The following is a 21,099-nucleotide window of genomic DNA, read 5'->3' as shown; positions in this document are numbered from 1 at the left end:
AACCACATAAGTATCCTACCTAGCAACTCTCATAAATTCTAGTATCTTATTAAGACAATAATTAATTTTTTCTTCGCTCATACCAGGATAAACACCTATCCACAAGCTATCATTCATTATTTTATCAGTATTCTTAAGCTCGCCAACTACTCTAAAATCAATATCTTTTCGTAAGTCTAAAAACAGCGGATGCCTTAACATATTTCCCGCAAATAAATTTCTAGTTTGGATATTTGCATTTTCAAGATATTCACTTAACTCATTTCTACTAAATTTAGCACCATCATTAACTGTCATCATAAATCCAAACCAGCTAGGATTAGAATTTGGCTGAGGCTTTACCAAAATGAGATCTTCTACATCTTTTAGTCCATCATATAATCTTTGAAAATTTTCTTTACGCTTTGCTACAAATGTCGGAAATTTTTCTATCTGAGCACAACCAACCGCAGCCTGCATATCGGTAGCTTTAAGATTAAAGCCAAAATGCGAATAAACGTATTTATGATCATATCCAATCGGAAGTTCGCCAAATTTTTGTGAAAAACGCTTTTTGCAAGTATTATCTACGCCACTTTCGCACCAACAGTCGCGCCCCCAATCTCGCATACTAAGCATAATTTTTTTAAGTAATGGATCGTTTGTATAAGTAGCTCCACCCTCACCCATAGTCATGTGGTGCGGCGGATAGAAGCTACTAGTGCCTATATCGCCCCAAGTGCCAGTCGGTTTACCCTCATACAGCGAGCCTAGCGCGTCACAATTATCCTCTATAAGCCACAAATTATGTTTATCGCAAAATTCTTTTACTGCCTTAATATTAAACGGATTTCCCAAAGTGTGTGCTACCATAACAGCTTTTGTTTTGGAGCTAATTGCGAGCTCAAGCTTTGTGTGATCTATATTAAAATATTGAAGTTCCATATCCACAAAAACAGGAACGGCTCCGTATTGCACGATAGGCGCAACCGTCGTAGGAAAGCCCGCCGCCACAGTTATAACTTCATCGCCACGCTTTATACGGCGCTCCTTCAAAAGCGGCGAAGTGAGGGTAAAAAACGCTAGCAAATTCGCGCTACTTCCGCTATTTACTAAAAACGCCCATCTAACGCCTAACATTTTGGCAAATTCTTTTTCAAATTGTTTAGAATATGCACCATAAGTTAGCCAAAAATCAAGCGAGCTATCTACTAAATTTATCATTTCTTGCTCGTCAAATACGCGCCCTGCGTAATTTATGCGACTTTTACCCGATATAAATTCTTGCTTTAAAGTTTTTTCGTGCACCAAAGAATAATATTCCTTTGTTTTTTCTAATATTTCTTGTTTTAATTTATTAGCATCCATAATCTTCCTTTAAAATTTTAGATATACCTTCCTCAATCGAAACCTGTGGCTTCCAGCCTAAATCATAAATCGGCTTAACATCCTCTATAATATCCATAAATTCGCCCTCTCTATATGGTAAGGCACCAAAATTTAATACTGTTTTTATACTCTTTTTAGTAAGAATTTCGCCATATATAGTCTCAACAAAATTTCTTACGCTAATTTGCTCTCCTGTTCCAACGTCAAATTCCGTAAATGCTTCAAAATTTGAAAAATTTTGAAGCATTATAATATATGCATTTACAATATCATCTATGTAAATAAAATCTCTTTTTTGCTCACCCTTTGTTAAATTAATACAATCTTTATTTTTCAATAAACTCTCTATTATCCAAGAAACAAATTTTGTTTTATCATCTCCCACGCCATACATATGCTCTAATCTTAAATTTACTACTTTAATCTTATGGCTAAAAACTTTAAGCCATTCTACAAATTGTTTTTTTGACAGAGAGTAAGAATTTAGATATTTATATAGCAAGGTGTCGGTGTTGAAAAAAGTGTCGGTGTTGAAAAAAGTAGAAATTTCTAAAAGTCGCAGGGAAAATAATAAATTTGTATTCACTATTTCATATACCGATTCTTTATTTCTACCATAATTAGTTACAGTATTTATGACAACGTCTATTTTTTGATTAGCAAACGGCTCTTCTAATCCGACTATATCTATATCATAAATCTTGACTTTATCTACGATATCTGAAATTCTATAAAGATTAGAGCTACTCCTTTTAAGACCTACGACTTTATATCCTAATTTCAATAGCTTTCTTGCTAAATGGGAGCCCAAAAAACCATTAATACCAGATATTAATATGACCATTTATTTCATATTATCCGTGTAGTTTTTCAGATCATCACTGGTTAAAATTTCTTTATTCTCGTAGAAACTTTTATACCATTTTATAGTTCTCTCAAAAGCAGTCTTACTATCCCACGTGGGCTTCCAGCCAAGTTTTATATTTGCTTTTGAGCAATCAAGCTTTAACAAATTTGCTTCATGAGGATTTTGCGAGTTTACTTCAAACTTAAACTCAACTTTGTCCCAATATTTTTTAAGTTCCAACAAAACATCACCTACATTATAATTACCCTCTTCGCTAGGACCGAAATTCCAACCATCAGCAAATTCCTTTTTGCCTTCCAGTAACCTCTGCCCCAAAAGTAGATAACCGCTTAGGGGTTCAAGTACATGTTGCCATGGACGAGTGGCTTTTGGATTCCTTATCAATACAACTTCGCTTTTAGATGCTGCCCTAACAACATCACAAATAAGCCTGTCATCCGCCCAGTCTCCGCCGCCTATAACATTCCCCGCCCTAGCACTCGCAAGTAGCGTCTCGTGAGATTTTTTATATTCGTCCAAATTAAAAAACGAATTTCTATACGAGCTAGTTAAAATTTCGGCGCAACCCTTTGAGGAGCTGTATGGATCATATCCACCCATCGGATCGTTCTCTCGGTATCCCCAAACCCACTCTTTATTTTCGTAGCATTTATCGCTAGTAATATTAACGATGGCCTTGACATTATTTTTCCTACATACTTCAAAAACTTTTAACGTACCAATAACATTTGTTTCATAAGTCTCAATCGGATTTTTATATGACAGCCTTACAAGTGGCTGAGCGGCTAGATGAAAAACAATGTCTGGTCTTACTTCTTTTATAGCAAGATCTATATTTTCAAGATCTCTTATATCACCAAAAATACTTTTTATATCTAAATTTAATAGCTCAAAGTGGCTTGGCTTTGTTGGAATTTCATTTGAGTAACCAACCACGTTCGCCCCCATATTTGCAAGCCAATACACTAACCATGAACCTTTAAAACCAGTGTGTCCTGTCACCAAAATATTCTTTCCACTATAAATATCTTTAAACATAATCTATTACCACGTTTTCCAAGGAGCTTTACCAGTGTCCCACATTTTTTCCAAAACTTGTTTATCTCTCAAGGCATCCATAGGCTTCCAAAAACCATTATGCTTAAAAGCACAAAGTTGTCTGTCTTTGGCTAAATTTGAAAGTGGCTCTTGCTCAAAAATGGTTGCATCTCCATTGGTAATATAATTGAGCACCTTTGGCTCACATACAAAAAAACCTGCATTTATCCAATTTCCATCACCTTTTGGTTTTTCTAAAAATGATGTAATAATATTATCATTATTTATGTCTAATGCTCCAAATCTTCCATCAGGCTGGAATGCAGTCATTGTAGCCAATTTACCATGAGATTTATGAAATTCAACCAAATTTTTTATATTTATATCGCTCACGCCATCTCCATAGGTTAACATAAAAGTTTCACCACCTATATATTCCTCGGCTCTTTTTATTCTACCGCCAGTCATTGTTTCTAGTCCAGTATCAAGAAGTGTTATTTTCCAATCCTCGCTAAAATTGTTGTGAATAGTCATATTGTTCGTTTTTAGATCAATTGTAACATCACTTCTATGTAAAAAATAATTGGCAAAATACTCCTTTATGTAGTAACCCTTATAGCCAAGCAAGATTACAAATTCGTTAAACCCATACTGGCTATAAATTTTCATTATGTGCCAAAGTATCGGTCTGCCACCTATTTCAACCATAGGTTTCGGTCTAACAGATGTCTCCTCGGCGAGCCTAGTTCCAAAACCACCAGCCAATAACAATACTTTCATTAACTCTCCAATAGTAGATAATTTATATTAAGTTAATTTTTTTTAATACATCACACTCATTAAAACTACACTAATCCTAGCTTGGATTTTATTTAAACTTTCCTCATCCTTGGCTTCAAATCTCGTAACGATGACGGGCGTAGTATTCGAGGCTCGCACTAGCGCCCAGCTGCCGTCCTCAAATCTCACTCTAACGCCGTCTATGTCGATGATTTCGGCTATCTTGCCTAAGCCTGCTAGCAAATTTTGCGCATCGCCGTTTTCATAAATTTTAACCAAAACCTCTTTTAGCTTCGCAACCAGCTTAAATTTTTGCGCATCGGTCGTTTTTACCTTGATCTCGTCGGTGCTAAAGACCTTCGGTAGTTTATCCAGCTCGCCGTCTAGGTTAAAGCCTTTTGCCACAAGCTCTAGCGCGCGAAACATCGCGTACGTCGCATCGTCAAAGCCAAAATACCTCTCCTTAAAGAAAATATGCCCGCTCACCTCTGCCGCCATATCGATATTTAGCTCTTTCATCGCCTTTTTGATATTGCTGTGGCCGGTCTTACCCATGAAACTTTTGCCGCCGTGCGCGTCAATCTCGTCGTACATATTTTGCGAGCATTTTACCTCGCCCAGCACCCTGGGATTTTTCATCGCAAGGCTATATAGATAGGCTAGCTCGTCGCCTTTTATGTTACGTTTTTTAGTTAGAACCGCGATGCGGTCGCCGTCGCCGTCAAAACCAAATCCTATGTCGAATTTGCCCTTTAGAGCAGCCTTTAGATCGATTAAGTTTTTCTCCTCGCTAGGATCGGGGTGATGATTTGGGAAGTTTCCGTCGGGCTGGGGGTATAAAATTTGAGCGTCCAAATTTAACGCCTCGCAAATTTCGGGCAGAACCGCTCCGACCGCGCCGTTTGCGCAGTCGATGACGATTTTAAGCGGCAGGGCTTTTAAATGCGCAAACTGCTCTATAAGAAAATTTTTATAAGGTGTCGCAATGTCGAATTTTTCGGTTCTTAGATCGTCTGGAATTTGCGTTTTTGCCGCGATGTCGTCTAGCACGGCGACTTTTAACTTTTGCAAATCCTCGCCGAAGTAACTATCCTTAAAAATCGTGATTTTAAAGCCGTTGTACTCTTTTGGATTATGAGAGCCGGTTATCATTATGTTTGCGTCAAATTTGTCCGTAAATACGCTAAAATACCCGACCGGCGTCGGTAGCAAGCCGATATCGTAGACCTTGATCCCGGCTAAATTTAGCCCGCTAACTAACCAGCCGAAAATCTCGCCCGCACTTAGCCTAGCGTCATATCCTACGCTAACGTTTTTTGCGCCTCGGCGTAGCATTTCTCGGCCCAAATTTAACCCGATCGCCTTGACGCTTGTTTCGTTTAGATCGCGCTCATAAATGCCGCGGATATCGTATTCTCTAAAAATTTCATCATATTTCACTATAGGCTCTCCGTAAAAGAAAGTAAAATAATACTAGAATAAATTTAAAAAGCGGTAAAACTTGCAAAAGTAATTTTGAAGTATAAAAAAATCGAGCTAGAAAAGACTCTAGCTCGAAAAGGGCTGCTACATCATGCCGCCCATGCCACCCATTCCGCCCATGTCAGGCATTGCAGGCATTGCTTTTTCTTCTTTTATCTCACTGATAGTTGCCTCAGTTGTTAGTAGCAAGCTAGCCACACTAACAGCATTTTGAAGCGCAACTCTCTCAACTTTCACTGGATCGATGATACCGGCTTCAAACATATTTACATATTCGCCAGTTGCAGCGTTAAAGCCAAAATTTGCATCTTTGCTTGTCTCAACTGCATTTGCTACTACGCCTGCGTCAAAACCAGCGTTCTCAGCGATTTGGCGAAGTGGAGCACGAAGCGCTCTTCTAACGATCTCAGCGCCGATTGCCTCATCACCTTGTAAATTTAAATTTACGCTCTTTGAAGCAAGGATAAGAGCTGAGCCACCGCCCACAACGATACCCTCTTCAACAGCTGCACGAGTAGCGCTTAGAGCATCATCAACGCGGTCTTTTTTCTCTTTCATCTCAGTCTCAGTCGCAGCACCTACTTTGATAACTGCCACGCCACCACTTAGTTTTGCAAGGCGCTCTTGAAGTTTTTCTTTGTCATAGTCGCTTGTAGTCTCGGCGATTTGCGCTTTTATCTGAGTTATTCTAGCATCTATTGCTGACTTCTCGCCTGCGCCATTTACGATAGTTGTGTTGTCTTTGTCGATAACTACGCTTGAAGCTTGTCCAAGGTCGTTTATAGTAGTGCTCTCAAGTGTTCTGCCTAGCTCTTCGCTAATGACTTCGCCGCCTGTTAAAATAGCGATATCTTCAAGCATTGCTTTTCTTCTGTCGCCAAAACCCGGAGCCTTAACTGCAGAGATGTTTAGCACACCGCGAAGTTTATTTACAACAAGCGTTGCAAGCGCCTCACCCTCGATATCTTCAGCGATTATTAAAAGTGGTTTTCCGCTCTTTTGTACTTGCTCAAGCACTGGAAGCAAGTCTTTTAAATTTGTGATCTTCTTGTCAAATAGTAAAATAAATGGATTGCTTAGCTCAACTTGCATCTTTTCAGGGTTTGTGATGAAGTATGGGCTTAGATATCCGCGGTCAAACTGCATACCTTCAACAACGCTTAGCTCGTCTTGGATAGACTTTGCCTCCTCTACTGTTATGACGCCATCTTTGCCGACTTTTTCCATCGCATCAGCGATAAGTTTGCCGATACTCTCATCTGAGTTTGCAGAAATAGTAGCGATCTGCGCGATCTCTTTTGAGCCAGAAACTTTTTTAGAGATGTTTTTTAGCTCTTCAATAAGCGCTGCTACTTCTTTATCCATGCCGCGTTTTACTTCGATAGGGTTTGCACCAGCAGTTACGTTTCTAAGACCCTCTTTAAATATCGCGTGAGCCAGCACAGTTGCTGTTGTAGTGCCGTCACCTGCTTGGTCATTTGTCTTGCTTGCTACTTCTCTAACTAGGCTTGCACCCATGTTTTCAATAGTATCTTTTAGTTCGATCTCTTTTGCAACACTAACACCGTCTTTTGTGATATTTGGAGCGCCAAAACTCTTTTGGATAAGGACATTTCTACCTCTTGGTCCCATTGTTACTTTAACTGCATCATTTAGTTTTTTTACGCCCTCGTATAGGCGGTTTCTTGCATCATCAGAGTAAAAAATTTCTTTTGCCATTGTTTTTCCTTTCGGTTTTAATTTATTTTAAAAAATCAGCCTTATTTATCATTGACAAAGGTATATTAATATCAAAAATTTTGCCGCGAATATTTGAATAGCCGTTTTTAGCTAGTCTTTCGCTGTGCATTTTCAGATATTTTTCCGCATTCTCCTTATTGTCAAAAAGATAAATTCCGCCGGCTTCTTTTGTTTGTTTGTTCTCAGTCCAAATTTTCCATATCATACCGGGTTCTTGGTTGATGCTTTTAGCCAAATCCTCAAAAGCTTTTGACATCTCGTCTCCAAAAAAAACCTTCTTGCGGAAAATCAACATACATAATCGCAGCCATCTGCAGCCTTATTTTAAAACACCTAAAACATCATCAATGTTTAAAACAAGATATGTTTTATCATCTAAATTTATCTCAGTGCCACCGTATTTTGCAAATATAACTTTATCACCAACTTTTACGCCCTCTACTTCAGCCCCGACTGCTTTTACTTCACCGCTTAAAGGTTTTTCTTTTGCGTTATCAGGTATAATAATGCCTGAAGCTGTGGTCTTTGTCTCTTCTACACGTTCGACTAGAACACGCTTGTCTAATGGTTGAAAATTCATTGTTCATCCTTTTAGTTTAATTGTCTTTTTTAGCACTCTTTATTTTTGAGTGATGAGATCCTAGCATTTTTTTCTAAAAAAGTCAATAATTTATAATAAAATTTATTAAAACTTTAGTTACTTACACTAAAGTTTCATGATGTATAAAACTAATATAAAGGAATTTTATGAAAAAAGTAGCTTACATAGTTAGCGCGCTTGTGCTTATAGTAGCTTGCACCTTTGGCTTTATCTTTAGCCCATTTGGGAGTAAATTTATCGCTGGCAAGATCGAAAAAGAAGCACTCGCTCGTGGTATTGATGTTAAATTTAAAGATTTTAGCCTAGGATTTAGCACGCTTAATTTAGAAGCGACCGTGATGAATGCCATAAATTTAAAAGCAAATGGCGATCTCTCACTACTTGCTCAAAATATGAATTTAAACATGGATATAAATGCCGACAAAACAAAAGCTAACGAGCTTGGGTTAAAAAAAGATGTAGCACTTAAAGCAAACGTGGCTGGTAAATTTAGCAACTTCAAGCTAGTGGCAACTGGCACAGCACTTGGCTCAAACATAAATTTGAATGCAAATTTAAAAAACTACCTGCCAAAAGCTCTAAATCTTGACGCTAAAAATATCGAGCTTTCTGAGATATCAACCCTTGCACAAAAGCCAAATTTAGCCAGCGGCAAGCTTGATCTAACGAGCAATATGCAAGGAGTTGATGAGAAAAATGAGCCCATCGTTAACGCTCAAATTTTAGCAAGTGATGGCGTAATAAATAAAGAAATTCTTAAAAAAGAATTTGGGCTAAATTTAGCAAAAGATATAAGCTTTAAAGGCGGTGTAAATGCTAAATTTGCAAATGAAAAAGTAGTGGCAAAAACCCTTATCATTGCGCCTGAAGCCACTTTAAAAGCAAATGAGACGACTTATGATCTAAGTAGCAAAAATTTAAAGAGCGACTTTTTGCTAAACGTGCCTGATCTTGCCCTTCTTGGCAAGCTCTTGGGCGAGCAGCTAAGTGGCGCCGTGGATGCAAACGGCGAAATTTTAATGCAAGAAAACGCCCTTAAAAACCTAAAGGCTGACATAAACGGCCTTGGCGGCAAGATAAATGCAAATTTTGATAGTAAAAATTTAGTCCTAAATGCAGCAAATATCAAGCTAAAAGAGCTTCTAGTACTTGCCTTGCAGCCTAGCTACGCAGACGGGCAGATAAATTTAAACGCAAATTTTAGCGGCTTTGACGAGCTAAAAAAGCTTGCTGGAGAGGCTAAATTTGAGATAAAAAATGGCCTTATAAATAATGGTCTAGTAAAGCTTAAAAATGCGGCTAAATTTGAGCTAAAAGGCGGTGCTGTCGCAAAGGGAGAGCTTATAAATTTTGACGCAAATGTGCTTAGCGACCTTGGCGAGCTAAAGGATATAAAGGGCGTTTATGACCTAAAAAACAGCCAAATTTTTAGCAAATTTGCCCTGCTCATTAGCGATCCTGAGAAATTTAAAGCAACTAGCGGCTTTGAAGTGAGCTCAAAGATGGCGCTTGCGGGCGATGTGAAAGTCAAAGAGAGCAAGATAGATGAGCTAAATTTAGGCGGCGATGCCTTTTCTGGCAAGCTAAACGCCACCATAAAAAATGAAAATTTAGACCTTAGCCTAAAAGAGGCGCAGCTGGGAGAAATTTTAGCCATAAGCGACAACGGCAGACTGGCAAACGCTAAGGCTAATGTCCGGGCGAAGGGGCAAAATATCTTTAGCAAAAGCCCAAGCATCGCTGCAACAATCGCTTTAAACGAGGGCAAATTTAACGCCGTAGAGCTTAGCAAAATGCTTGATAAAAAATTCCCAGAAAACGAGAAATTTAGTTCAAATTTGAGCCTAGACTACAAGGGCGACGTAGCAAAATTTAGTGGCGACTTTCTTAGCTCGCTAGCTGATATAAATGGCATAGATGGCAGCTTTGACGTGGGCAAAAGCACGCTAAACTTAAAGCTTCAAGCGGTGGTTTCAGAGCTAAATAAGCTTGCATTTTTAGCTGGCCGCGAGCTTCACGGAAAATTTGCAGCCATCGTAACGGCAAATGGTAAAGTGGATGATCTAAGCGTAAAAGCTACTTCAGATGATCTATTTAAGGGCAAACTAGAGGCAAACTACAAAGGTGGCGCGCTTGATGCGGTACTAAAAAATTTTGAAGTCAAAGGGCTAACGCAGACTTTGGGGCTAGAGCACCTCTATGACGGCAACGGCGATGCTAAATTTGACTACGAAACAAAGCAAAAGCTCGGCAAATTTGACATCTTGCTAAAAGAGGGTCACCTAGCCAGCACAAATCTCACAAACAACATAAAAATATTCACCGGCAAGGACATCACAAAAGAAATTTACAAAGACGGCAAAATTTATGGCGATATAAAGGGCGACAACGTCATTTTTAACGTAAATTTAAGCTCGCCAAAGAGCGACATAAAGGTCGTAAACGGCACTTATAACACCACTACAAAAATGCTTAATGCACCGCTTGTTTGCAGGCTTGAAAAGACCGACCTAAACGTGAAAATTTCAGGCACGACAGATAACCTAAAATACGACGTCAGATCGCAATATCTTGAAAATAAGGTCAAAAAAGAGATAGGTAGATTTTTAGATAAAAAGCTTGGTAAAGATGACGAAGGTACAAGCGGCGAAAAGCAAAATTTAAAGGGGCTTTTAAAAGGGCTATTTTAGATGAAAAAGGCGGAGAATTTAAAGTATCTAATGGGGCTTGGGCACTTTTGTAGCGACATAAACCAAAGTGCGCTTGGTGCGATGCTGCCCTTTTTCATCGCGAGCTACCACTACGACTACGCAACAGCCGCCTCGCTCGTGACCGCCACAAATTTAGCAAGCTCGCTTATCTAACCACTAATCGGCCGCCTAAGCGACAAAAAGGAGCTTCCCTACGTCATCCCACTTGGGTTACTGATAGCAGGCGGTGGCATGAGCCTAACTGGCTTTGTCACAAACTACTACCTCATCTTAGTTTGCGTGATGATAAGCGGTATCGGCGCCGCACTCTTTCACCCAAGTGCTGCAAGGATCATAAACTACACCTCAAACGCCAAAAATAGAGCTAAAAGCATAAGCATATTTTCTTTTGGAGGCAATCTCGGCTTTGCAGTTGGGCCCATTTTAGTCGCTGTTTTTGTGGGAAATTTTGGCCTAAAAGGGACGCTAGTCTTTATAATTCCCCAAATTTTTTTGACACTTTTATACCTCAAAAAGGGCAAATTTATAAAAGCACTCGAGGGCAATCACAAAAAGCAAATTTCACAAAAAACTATCACTTTAAAAGACGATTTGGGTGCATTTTTAAGGCTTTGTTTGTGTATATTTTCACGCTCGATCGTCGCATTTGGTTTTACAGCATTTTTTGGCATATATCTCATCAAAATTTTTGGCATTAGCAAAGAGGTCGCAAATGTAAATTTAAGCCTGTTTTTCGCCTCAGGTGCGATCTCTACGCTATTTGGCGGAGCGCTGGCTGACAGATATGGCCTAGCAAGACTCATCAAAATAAGCCTAAGTATCGCTGCTCCGCTAGTTGCACTAATGCTCTTTATCGACAGCTACGCGCTGTTTCTTGCAGCCGCCATGTGTGTGAGTGCTTGCATCAGCCTATCTTTTAGCCCCTCGATCGCCCTTGCACAGCTTTATCTACCAAATCAAATCGGCCTAGCCTCTGGCGTAACGCTCGGCCTTAGTATCACGATCGGCGGCATATTTGCAACGGTCATAGGAAAGATCGCTGACATCTTTAGCCTAACGCACTCATTTTACTTTATCGCCGCAGTTTCGCTCATCTGCGCAGTTTCGAGCTACTTTTTAAAGCCAGTCAGTAGAACTTAAATTTATATCCCCTGCTTCATTTTTATATAAAAATTGAGTAATGAAATTTGCGAGTAAATTTTAATTCCTACTTGTTTTGCCATACTCGCAACGAGACTTCGCTACGAGGAAACAAACGAAATTTCACGATGCAAAAAGAGCCGAGCCATGGCTTTTGGGCGGCGATATTTTGTGATAGATTTAAATGTTGCTCGGTTTAAATTTGAGCAGACTAGACGCATAAAAATCTAAATTTTGGCTACCAAAACATCAAGGCAAAGTATCTTGTGATGATTTTAAATGCTGCGAAGAAATTTCTGACCAAATATAGAACAAATAAATTTAAGCAATTAAGACAAGAAAATTTTTGTTTTGTTTAGTAATTTTAAAACCCCAAGATACAGTATTTTTTTGCTAGACGAGGCGAAATTTTACGATACAAAGGAGCATACATGTAGTATGTGACTGAAGTAGAGTGAAATTTCAACGACGTATAGTAGAAAAAGACAAAATCGCCTTATAACTTTCTCATCTTTGCTATCTCATCTCTCAGCGCCGCCGCCTTCTCAAACTCCAGCTGCGCCGCCGCTTCAAGCATCTGCTTTCTCAGCTCTTTTACTATCGCAGCTCGCTCGCTAGCTGGCATCTTCTCTAAATTTTTACCACGCTTGTAAATTTCGCCGTCATCTTCTACGTGCAGGCTCTCTTCGATATTTCTGCTTGCAGAGTGCGGCGTTATGCTGTGAGCTTTGTTGTACTCATCTTGAAATTTACGCCTAGCTGTCGTCGTATCGATCGCCTCTTTCATCGAGTGCGTGATCTTTTTGGCAAACATTAGCACCTTGCCATTTACATTTCTGGCTGCGCGCCCCATCGTCTGTATAAGGCTCGTGGTCGAGCGCAAAAAGCCCTCTTTATCGGCGTCCATAATCGCTATCAGGCTCACTTCTGGCAAGTCCAGCCCTTCACGGAGCAAATTTATGCCTATTAGCATGTCAAATTCGCCACTTCTAAGCCCTCTAATGATCTCATTTCGCTCGATTGCGTCGATGTCTGAGTGCATATACTTGACCTTGACGCCAAGCTCGATGTAGTAGCGGCTTAGCTCCTCGGCCATCTTTTTAGTTAGCACCGTAACTAGCACGCGCTCACCTCTTGCGATCACCGCCTTTGCCTCGTCAAATAGCACCTCAACTTGGTTGTCGCTATCTTTTATCTCAATAAGCGGGTCAAGCAGCCCGGTGGGACGCAAAATTTGCTCATAGACATGCCCCTGGCTGATACCAAGCTCGTACTCGTTTGGCGTGGCTGAGACAAAGAGAAATTTCGCCTTTTTACTTATAAATTCATCAAATTTAAGCGGCCTGTTATCAAGCGCTGATGGCAAGCGAAATCCATACTCCACAAGCACCTCTTTACGGCTCCTATCACCCGCGTACATGCCTCTAAACTGCGGCAAACTCACGTGACTCTCATCAACGATGACCAGATAGTCTTTGCCACTTATCTCAAAGTAGTCAAACATCGAGTACGGCGTCTCTCCGGGCTTTTGACCGGTTAGGTGGCGCGCGTAGTTTTCGATGCCTTTGCACATACCCGTACTTGCCATCATCTCAAGGTCAAACTCAACCCTTTGCTTTAGCCTCTGCGCCTCGACTAGCTTGCCCTGCTCGTTAAACTCTTTTAAGCGCGCATCAAGCTCCTCTTCGATCTCTTTCATAGCGATCTTTAGCCTATCAGCGCCCACGATGAACTGGCTGGTCGCATAAAGCGTAAATTTAGAAATGTCTTTGAGCCGTTTATTATCAAGCACGTCAAAATGATACATCGCATCGATCTCATCGCCAAAAAACTCAACCCTTAGGGCTTCGTCGTTGTAATACGCTGGATAAATATCAACCACATCGCCATTTACACGAAAATCACCCCTGTCAAAGTAGTTGTCATTGCGCTTGTAGCCCATATCCACAAGCTGCTCTAAAAGCTTTCTTTGGCTTATCTTCTCACCCACACTAAGATATGCCACCATCCCCTTATACTCGCTTGGATTACCAAGTCCGTAGTTTGCAGAGACTGAAGCCACGCAGACGACGTCGTCAAAGCTTAGCAAGCTAGCCGTCGCAGAGAGACGTAGGCGCTCAAGCTCCTCATTTACCGAGCTATCCTTTTCTATATATAGGTCGCTTCTTGGGATGTAAGCCTCTGGCTGGTAGTAGTCGTAGTAACTTATAAAGTACTCGACATGGTTTTTTGGAAAAAAGCCCTTAAATTCGCTGTAAAGCTGCGCGGCAAGGGATTTGTTATGCGTCATGATAAGAGTTGGCATGTTTAGCTCACGTATGACATTTGCCATAGTAAAGGTCTTACCAGATCCTGTCACACCTAGAAGTGTTTGGTATTTATTGCCTGATTTTATGCTTTTTACTATCTCTTTTATCGCTCTTGCTTGGTCGCTGCTTGGGCTAAATTTAGATGAAATTTCAAATTTACTCATTGATTGCCTTTAAATTTGGGCGAATTTTATAGCAAAGATAGTGCTTTGTCAAATGATAATTTTAATAAGAATTTAGCCTCTGCGTGTTAGAATACGAGCCTAATTATTATTTTAAAGGAACTTTTATGTTTGAAGATAATGCGATCTTAACCACACTAAGCGATAAAGTAAATGACCTGATTACAAAATATGACGAACTTTGCAAAACGAACGAAGAGTTACGCAACGAGATCGTAACTTTAAAAGCACAAAATGAGGCAAAAAGCAATCAAATCATGCGCTTAGAAGAGGATCTTGATAAGAAAAATACCGAAGCTGACGATGTAATGAGAAAAATCGAAGCTGTCCTTGGCAGATAAGCTTGGCTAAAATATGAAAAAAATCACGCTCACGATATCATCTCGCGACTACACGATCACGCTTGATGATGATTTTGCTAAATTCTTTGAAAATGACTGGCAAAATTTAATGGGCGGACGCCAATTTATCGAACCAAAAGAGCTTTTAAACGCCTTTATAGAAAAATGTTATGAAAATTATGCTGTGATAAAGACAGTAAAAAATTTAACTGGCAATGTTGATGAGATATTAAAGCGAGAAGAGAGATGAAAAAACGAGCTTACACCTTGCTTGAGCTAATATTTATAGTAGTTATACTAGGCATTTTAAGCACAGTCGCTATACCTAGGCTATTTTTTTCTAGAAGTGATGCTACCGTCTCAAATGCAAAAACTCAACTTGCCGCTATAAGAAGTGGAATTTCACTAAAATACAACGACAACATCTTGCAAGCAAAGCCAGAATTTCCACAAAAGCTAGACGATGGCGATCCAAACAAACTCTTTAAAAATGTTATAAATATACCGATAAAAGATAGCGGCAACAAAAATGGCTGGCACAGAATAAGCGATGACAAATACACATTTAGGTTAGATGGAAAAGTAGCAAATTTCAAATACGACAAAAATACTGGCGATTTTGGTTGCAGTGATGAAAATGAAATTTGCAAATCACTTCAGTAATGCATTATTACATACTCGCATTTTATGGGCTAAATTTAGCCCCACTCACTTATGAAAGCGATCAAAAACTAGAAAAATTTCAAGGCGTAAAGGCTTCTTTAAAAGGAAAAATTCTTACTGCTTTTATCATAAAAGAGACTGGCAAGCCAGAGTTTAAAACAAGTAAAATTTTAGAAATTTTACCGATTAATCTAACTTCAATGCAAAGCGAATTGGCAATATTTATCTCAAAATATTACACATGCGAGCTTGGCGTCAGTCTAAATTTATTTGAACCAAATGACACTATTGCAGTAGATCAAATTTATGAAAATCAAAATTTTAATGTAGCACCCAAACTAAGCGAAAAACAGCAAGAGGCTTTGGATTTTATAAATAAACGTAAAATTTCACTCATCTTTGGCGACACTGGAAGCGGAAAAAGCGAGATTTACATCGCTAAGATTAAAGAAATTTTAAACGCAGGCAGCCAAGCGCTATTTTTAATGCCTGAAATTTCACTCACACCACAAATGCAAAAACGCCTTGAGAGCTTCTTTGGCGAGGCGGTAGCTGTTTGGCATTCAAAGATCACGCCAAAGAAAAAAGAGCAAATTTTAAAAGATATAAAAATTGGAAAAGTTAGGCTCGTTGCAGGTGCAAGATCGGCTTTATTTTTACCACTTGAGAGGCTAAAACTCATCATCATCGACGAAGAACATGACGATAGCTACAAAAATACAGGCTCGAAGCCCCACTACAACGCAAGAGATCTCGCACTCTTTTTAACTAGCAAATTTGATCTACAAGTGGTGCTTGGAAGTGCCACGCCAAGCCTTAATAGCTTTTACAAGCAAGAATGTTTTCGCTTAAAGGGGACATATTTTGCGTCGCAAAAGAGCTATATATTTGACGAGAGTGAGACTGGAATTAGTGAAATTTTAAAAGATGAAATTTCAAAGACACTCGCAAATAAAAAGCAAGCTGTCATCTGCCTGCCAACAAGGGCAAATTTTAAATATCTAGTCTGCAAAAACTGCGGTGAAACGCTAAAGTGTCCATTTTGCAGTATTGGCATGAGCTACTACAAAAAACAAAACGTGCTAAAGTGTCAATACTGCGAGCATAAAATGGCCGTGCCAAAGGCCTGCCATCAGTGCGGTAGCGAGATGATAGAGGCCAAAAAAATTGGTACTAGCGAGCTACTTGAGCGGCTGCAAGCTGAGTTTGCGAATGCCAGAATCGCTAAATTTGATAGGGATGAGATAACGACGCAAAACAAGCTCGTAAAGGCTTTAAAGGAATTTAACGACGGCAAGATAGACATCTTGCTTGGTACGCAGATGCTAAGCAAAGGTCACGACTACCACAACGTCGAGCTTGCTGTCATTATGGGCTTTGACGAGCTTTTAAACTTTCCTGATTACAGAGCCAGAGAAAGAACTCTTGCCCTTGCTATGCAAGTAGCTGGCAGAGCCGGTAGAAACGGAGTTGGTAGAGTCATCATCCAAAGTAAACAAAGAGAATTTTTTGAAGGCTTCATTAGCGACTACGACGCATTTTTAAAAGAAGAGATTGGCTACCGAGAGGGGCTATATCCACCATTTACTAGGCTTCTTCGCGTGGTCGTTTCACATAAAGATGAGAGCATAGCAAAGGGCATGACAAATGAATTTATAAGAAATTTAGAAGCCTTAAAAGGTGATGGGCTTGAGATCGTGGGCTACGGCAAGTGCCAAATCGAATATATTGGCAGTAAATTTAGATATGAAATTTTACTTCGCTCAAGCACTCACACCATGCTTTTAAAGGCTGCAAATCTTTGCAGAAGCGAACTTAGCGACATTGATATCGATCCGGTAAATTTTAGCTAGAAATTAACTAATATTTACTATAATCTCACCAAAAATTTAACGGATACATTAATGCTTTTTAACTCTTACGAATTTATATTTTTATTCTTGCCTTTTACATTTTTTATATATTTTTATTTAAACAAAAAGCGACTCGGCGATTTGGCAAAAGGCTTTTTAGTTCTATCATCGCTATTTTTTTATAGCTGGTGGAATGTTGCCTATTTGCCATTGATATTAGGGTCTATGATATTTAATTACTGCTTTGGGTTAGAACTAAATAAAGATAATCCTAAAATTTCAAAGAAAATTATTCTTGTACTAGGTATTGCAGCAAATTTAGCACTTTTGGGATACTTTAAATATTCTGATTTTTTAATAAGCAATATAAATTTTGCCTTTGATGTTCAAATATCTCATTTAAATTTACTTTTACCTCTTGCTATTTCGTTTTTTACTTTTCAGCAAATTGCATATCTTGTAGATAGTGCTATGGGGGGGGGTACAAAGCAATATGATTTTTTAACTTACTGCTTATTTGTTACGTTCTTTCCGCAATTAATCGCAGGCCCTATCGTGCATCACAAAGAAATGATGCCTCAATTTGCAAATATTAGAAATAGAGTAATTAACTATAAAAATATTGCTCTTGGACTCTTTATATTTTCTATCGGACTCTTTAAAAAGGTCGTTATTGCAGACACTTTTGCCGTTTGGGCAACGAATGGATTTGATAACGCTACGGTCTTAAATTTCTTTGAAGCCTGGGCTACGAGCCTTAGTTATACTTTTCAGCTTTATTTTGACTTTAGCGGATACTGCGATATGGCGATCGGCGCAGCATTGTTTTTTAATATTAAACTTCCCGTAAATTTTAACTCGCCATATAAGGCTTTAAATATTCAAGACTTTTGGCGTAGATGGCACATAACACTAAGCAGGTTTTTAAGAGACTATATCTATATTCCGCTAGGTGGTAACCGCAAAGGCAGGCTACGAACCTATACAAATTTAATGGCAACCTTTATAATAGGTGGCATATGGCATGGGGCTGGCTGGACATTTGTATTTTGGGGATTTTTACACGGCGCGGCTTTGATTGTCCAAAGGATTTGGAGCGAGCTGGGCTTTAGGCTAAATAAATTTGTAGCTTGGTTTATAACCTTTAACTTCGTAAATATCGCGTGGGTATTTTTTAGGGCAAAGGAGTGGGGCGACGCGCTAAAGGTGCTAAAGGGGATGTTTTTTGGAGATTTTAATTTTACTATAAATTTTTTAGAGGCTTTAATAATTATTGCTGGATTGGCTATAGTAATATTTTTTAAGGCTAGCGTGGAAGTGTTGAATTGCAATTTTAGATTCACTATTGCTCAAGTAGCAACAATGACTTGTTTTCTGTTTATATCATTTTTGGCAATAAGATTAGGAAAAGCAAATGAGTTTTTATACTTTAACTTTTAAAAGAAAAATATTTTTATCACTATTTTTAGTTTTTTGTGGTTTTTTCTTACTAGATTTTGCATTGCACATAGTATCAATGAATCAAAAAACTACAAAAACTACATATCTTCCACCACATAAACAGTCAAAAAGTAAGTTCTTTGAACTAAATGAGCCCTATAAAAAAAATATTATTTTTGTGGGTAGTAGCAGAACATACTATCATATATCTACAAATATTTTTAAAAATGAGAATATTAATATCTTTAATTTTGGCGTCACCGGAAATAAGCTAGAGGACTATCCTGATATTGTTAACACTATCAAAAACTATCATCCGCAAAAAGTCGTTATTAGTTTTAGGGTGAATAAAATATACGAAAAATTAAATGAGATTAAAAGCCCAACTTTAATAGATTTAAAATACTATTTTAAAGTAGACAAGGTGGTGTTCTTAAGTGGATTATTAACATATGTCAAGAATTTTCATAAATTTTTTACATATTCAGAAGCTATTTATAATATGATTATTTCTTTTTACAACAAATTTGACATAGAAAATAAAGATAAAAATGCAAAGTACTTGGAGGATGTTGGGCGTTATTCGGATTGCGAAATATTTAAAATTAGACCAGGACATAGTGTAGAATGCAGTAATGGTGACGGAATATTGTTTGGTAATAATATTTTAGAAAATTATTATAGCTCCAAAACGGAACTTAAGGGTATAAATAAAAATACAATTTTGTTTATAAAGGATGGTATAATTAAACCTTTGATTGAAAAAAATATAGATGTAATCATTGTTTTAGAACCAGTATTTAATAATGTATACAGTTACAATATAAATGAAATTATGCATAATTTGGAAAATGTAAAAATAATTGACTTAACAGGTATGCATATAACAAAAGAAAAATGGGCAGATAACGAGCATTTGAATAATATAGGTAGAGAGTTTTATAGTAGATATTTGATTGAGCTATATAAAAGAAAAATATTATAAATTTTTTAAAGCATAAGGATAGTATGCAGTTGATATTTTAAGAATTTAAGGTTCTCTTTAATGTAAGCTTACACAAAGGAGTATTAAGTTACGATAAAAACTGTGTTCTTAAAAAGTAACAAGTATAGCGAAGTTAAAAACTAAAGTTCAATTAAACTTAAGCATATTTTTAGCTGCGACTGCGTCTTGCTACTGCCTCCTGAAAGGCTGAGGGTGTAGCGAAGCTAAGAGAAAGAGAATTTCTTACTATGCGTTCTGCTTTTTTATTTAACTACGCTAGTAGCTTTTTAAGACGTATCTACGAGCGTAGTTAAGTAGAGTTTAGATATAATAACAGTAACATAATAACAGTAAAGATATAAAACAAGCAAAGCGGTGGCTACGAAGCGATGTTTCTACAAAAAGAGCTCTATTGTATTTTACTAAAGATAATAAGAGGTCTTATAAACAGCAAGATGTAATCGCAGCTAAAAATCTGCTTAAGTTTAATTGAGCCAAAATTTATTATAATATCGCTAGAATTTAAAGGCCAAATTTGCAAAGATACTCCACGAAACAGATAAAAATCAGGGACGTAAAAATAGGCGGTGACGCACCAATATCCGTGCAATCAATGACATTTTCAAAGACAAAAGACGTAAAAGGCACGCTTGAGCAGATACAAAGGCTATATTTTGCGGGCTGTGATATTGTGCGCTGCGCAGTTTTTGATAAAGAGGATGCCAGCGCGCTAAAGCAGATCGTTGCAAGCTCACCTATTCCAGTCGTTGCAGACATCCATTTTAACCACACCTATGCGCTCATCGTTAGCGAATTTGTCGATGCTATCCGCATAAATCCCGGCAATATAGGCTCAGCCAAAAATATAAAAGCAGTCGTTGATGCCTGCAAACAGCGAAATTTACCTATCCGCATAGGTGTAAATTCTGGCTCGCTTGAAAAGCAGTTTGAAGATCGCTACGGCCGTACAGTTGAGGCGATGGTGGAGAGTGCCTCATACAACATCAAGCTTCTTGAGGATTTTGACTTTACAGATATCAAAATTTCACTTAAATCAAGCGACGTTGAACGCACGATGCAAGCTTATAGAGCGCTTCGCCCAAAGACAAACTATCCATTTCATCTTGGCGTTACTGAGGCAGGTACCACTTTTCACGCGACTATCAAGTCCGCGATCGCGCTTGGTGGGCTTTTGCTTGAAGGCATCGGCGATACGATGAGAGTTAGCATTACAGGCGAGCTTGAAGAGGAGATCAAAGTCGCAAAGGCGATCTTAAAAGATAGCGGCCGTCAAAAAGAGGGTCTAAATATCATCTCATGCCCAACTTGCGGGCGTTTGCAAGCTGATCTAATGGCGGCAGTAAAGCTCGTAGAAGAAAAAACAAAAGGTATAAAAGAGCCGTTAAACGTCTCAGTCATGGGCTGCGTGGTAAATGCTATCGGCGAGGCAAAAGGTGCAGATGTTGCCATAGCATTTGGTAAAGGCAATGGCATGATCATGCGTCACGGCGAAGTGGTCGCAAGACTGCCTGAGAGCGAGCTTGTGGATAGATTTCTACAAGAGATCGATGACGAGATAAAAAGTAGAGACTAAAGGA

At 38.6% G+C, this 21,099-nt stretch carries 19 protein-coding genes; 10 read left to right on the top strand and 9 right to left on the bottom strand.

Going from position 1 to position 21,099, the window contains the following annotated elements; translation table 11 throughout:
* Positions 1 to 15: 15 nt before the first annotated feature.
* The 8 genes from rfbH to groES all read right to left on the bottom strand — a co-directional run bounded on the left by rfbH (position 16) and on the right by groES (position 7,856).
* A complete protein-coding gene (gene rfbH, locus CYP64_RS06115) occupies positions 16 to 1,347 on the bottom strand; it encodes a lipopolysaccharide biosynthesis protein RfbH (RefSeq protein WP_103649073.1) in 1,332 nt (443 codons plus the stop codon).
* Positions 1,337 to 2,212 carry an NAD-dependent epimerase/dehydratase family protein gene (locus CYP64_RS06110; RefSeq protein WP_103649072.1) on the bottom strand — a complete coding sequence of 292 codons (876 nt, stop codon included), beginning with the start codon at positions 2,210 to 2,212 and terminating at the stop codon, positions 1,337 to 1,339. Before CYP64_RS06110 ends, rfbH begins: the two co-directional genes overlap by 11 nt.
* Complete coding sequence (gene rfbG, locus CYP64_RS06105) at positions 2,213 to 3,274, bottom strand: CDP-glucose 4,6-dehydratase (RefSeq protein WP_103649071.1); 1,062 nt, start codon at positions 3,272 to 3,274, stop codon at positions 2,213 to 2,215.
* 6 nt (positions 3,275 to 3,280) lie between these two features.
* Complete coding sequence (gene rfbF, locus CYP64_RS06100) at positions 3,281 to 4,054, bottom strand: glucose-1-phosphate cytidylyltransferase (protein ID WP_103649070.1); 774 nt, start codon at positions 4,052 to 4,054, stop codon at positions 3,281 to 3,283.
* Between the two features lie 42 nt (positions 4,055 to 4,096).
* Complete coding sequence (locus CYP64_RS06095) at positions 4,097 to 5,494, bottom strand: phosphomannomutase/phosphoglucomutase (RefSeq protein ID WP_103649069.1); 1,398 nt, start codon at positions 5,492 to 5,494, stop codon at positions 4,097 to 4,099.
* A gap of 126 nt (positions 5,495 to 5,620) precedes the next feature.
* A complete protein-coding gene (gene groL, locus CYP64_RS06090) occupies positions 5,621 to 7,255 on the bottom strand; it encodes a chaperonin GroEL (RefSeq protein ID WP_103649068.1) in 1,635 nt (544 codons plus the stop codon).
* A 22-nt stretch (positions 7,256 to 7,277) separates the two neighbouring features.
* Positions 7,278 to 7,532 carry a monooxygenase gene (locus CYP64_RS06085; RefSeq protein WP_181001698.1) on the bottom strand — a complete coding sequence of 85 codons (255 nt, stop codon included), beginning with the start codon at positions 7,530 to 7,532 and terminating at the stop codon, positions 7,278 to 7,280.
* A gap of 63 nt (positions 7,533 to 7,595) precedes the next feature.
* Complete coding sequence (groES, locus tag CYP64_RS06080) at positions 7,596 to 7,856, bottom strand: co-chaperone GroES (protein WP_103649066.1); 261 nt, start codon at positions 7,854 to 7,856, stop codon at positions 7,596 to 7,598.
* 167 nt (positions 7,857 to 8,023) lie between these two features.
* On the opposite strand from groES, the gene CYP64_RS06075 reads away from it, so the two are divergent.
* Genes CYP64_RS06075 through CYP64_RS06070 form a run of 3 tightly spaced genes read left to right on the top strand, consistent with a single transcriptional unit; the run spans position 8,024 to position 11,728 of the window.
* On the top strand, positions 8,024 to 10,567 hold the full coding sequence (locus tag CYP64_RS06075; protein ID WP_103649065.1) for a tryptophanyl-tRNA synthetase: 2,544 nt from the start codon (positions 8,024 to 8,026) through the stop codon (positions 10,565 to 10,567).
* Entirely contained in the window at positions 10,568 to 10,741 is a 174-nt protein-coding gene (locus CYP64_RS10010) for a hypothetical protein (RefSeq protein ID WP_181001697.1), read from the top strand.
* 6 nt (positions 10,742 to 10,747) lie between these two features.
* Positions 10,748 to 11,728 (top strand): MFS transporter, encoded by a 981-nt coding sequence (locus CYP64_RS06070; protein WP_258032974.1) that lies wholly within the window; start codon positions 10,748 to 10,750, stop codon positions 11,726 to 11,728.
* Positions 11,729 to 12,224: 496 nt separating this feature from the next.
* Here the strand turns inward: CYP64_RS06070 and uvrB are convergent, their stop codons facing one another.
* Positions 12,225 to 14,201 carry an excinuclease ABC subunit UvrB gene (uvrB, locus tag CYP64_RS06065; RefSeq protein ID WP_103649064.1) on the bottom strand — a complete coding sequence of 659 codons (1,977 nt, stop codon included), beginning with the start codon at positions 14,199 to 14,201 and terminating at the stop codon, positions 12,225 to 12,227.
* A gap of 125 nt (positions 14,202 to 14,326) precedes the next feature.
* On the opposite strand from uvrB, the gene CYP64_RS06060 reads away from it, so the two are divergent.
* From CYP64_RS06060 to ispG, 7 genes are all read left to right on the top strand, one after another.
* Positions 14,327 to 14,560, top strand: a complete 234-nt coding sequence (locus CYP64_RS06060; protein ID WP_021091279.1) for a cell division protein ZapB — start codon at positions 14,327 to 14,329, stop codon at positions 14,558 to 14,560.
* A gap of 13 nt (positions 14,561 to 14,573) precedes the next feature.
* Positions 14,574 to 14,810: a hypothetical protein gene (locus tag CYP64_RS06055; RefSeq protein ID WP_103649063.1), complete on the top strand. Its 237-nt coding sequence runs from the start codon at positions 14,574 to 14,576 to the stop codon at positions 14,808 to 14,810.
* Positions 14,807 to 15,223 carry a type II secretion system protein gene (locus tag CYP64_RS06050; protein WP_103649062.1) on the top strand — a complete coding sequence of 139 codons (417 nt, stop codon included), beginning with the start codon at positions 14,807 to 14,809 and terminating at the stop codon, positions 15,221 to 15,223. The genes CYP64_RS06055 and CYP64_RS06050 overlap by 4 nt, the downstream gene beginning before the upstream one ends.
* The gene (locus CYP64_RS06045; RefSeq protein ID WP_103649061.1) at positions 15,223 to 17,076 is read left to right on the top strand and encodes a primosomal protein N'; all 1,854 of its coding nucleotides are present in this window, start codon (positions 15,223 to 15,225) and stop codon (positions 17,074 to 17,076) included. The genes CYP64_RS06050 and CYP64_RS06045 overlap by 1 nt, the downstream gene beginning before the upstream one ends.
* Before the next feature lie 51 nt (positions 17,077 to 17,127).
* Positions 17,128 to 18,516, top strand: coding sequence for an MBOAT family O-acyltransferase (locus CYP64_RS06040; RefSeq protein WP_103649060.1), 1,389 nt, complete (start codon positions 17,128 to 17,130; stop codon positions 18,514 to 18,516).
* Positions 18,491 to 19,501, top strand: coding sequence for a hypothetical protein (locus CYP64_RS06035; RefSeq protein ID WP_103649059.1), 1,011 nt, complete (start codon positions 18,491 to 18,493; stop codon positions 19,499 to 19,501). The genes CYP64_RS06040 and CYP64_RS06035 overlap by 26 nt, the downstream gene beginning before the upstream one ends.
* Before the next feature lie 535 nt (positions 19,502 to 20,036).
* Entirely contained in the window at positions 20,037 to 21,095 is a 1,059-nt protein-coding gene (gene ispG / locus CYP64_RS06030; RefSeq protein WP_103649058.1) for a flavodoxin-dependent (E)-4-hydroxy-3-methylbut-2-enyl-diphosphate synthase, read from the top strand.
* Positions 21,096 to 21,099: the final 4 nt, after the last annotated feature.

This window comes from Campylobacter concisus, from assembly GCF_002913945.1.
Classification (GTDB): Bacteria; Campylobacterota; Campylobacteria; order Campylobacterales; family Campylobacteraceae; genus Campylobacter_A; species Campylobacter_A concisus_P.
This window is presented reverse-complemented; position numbering and strand designations above follow the sequence as displayed.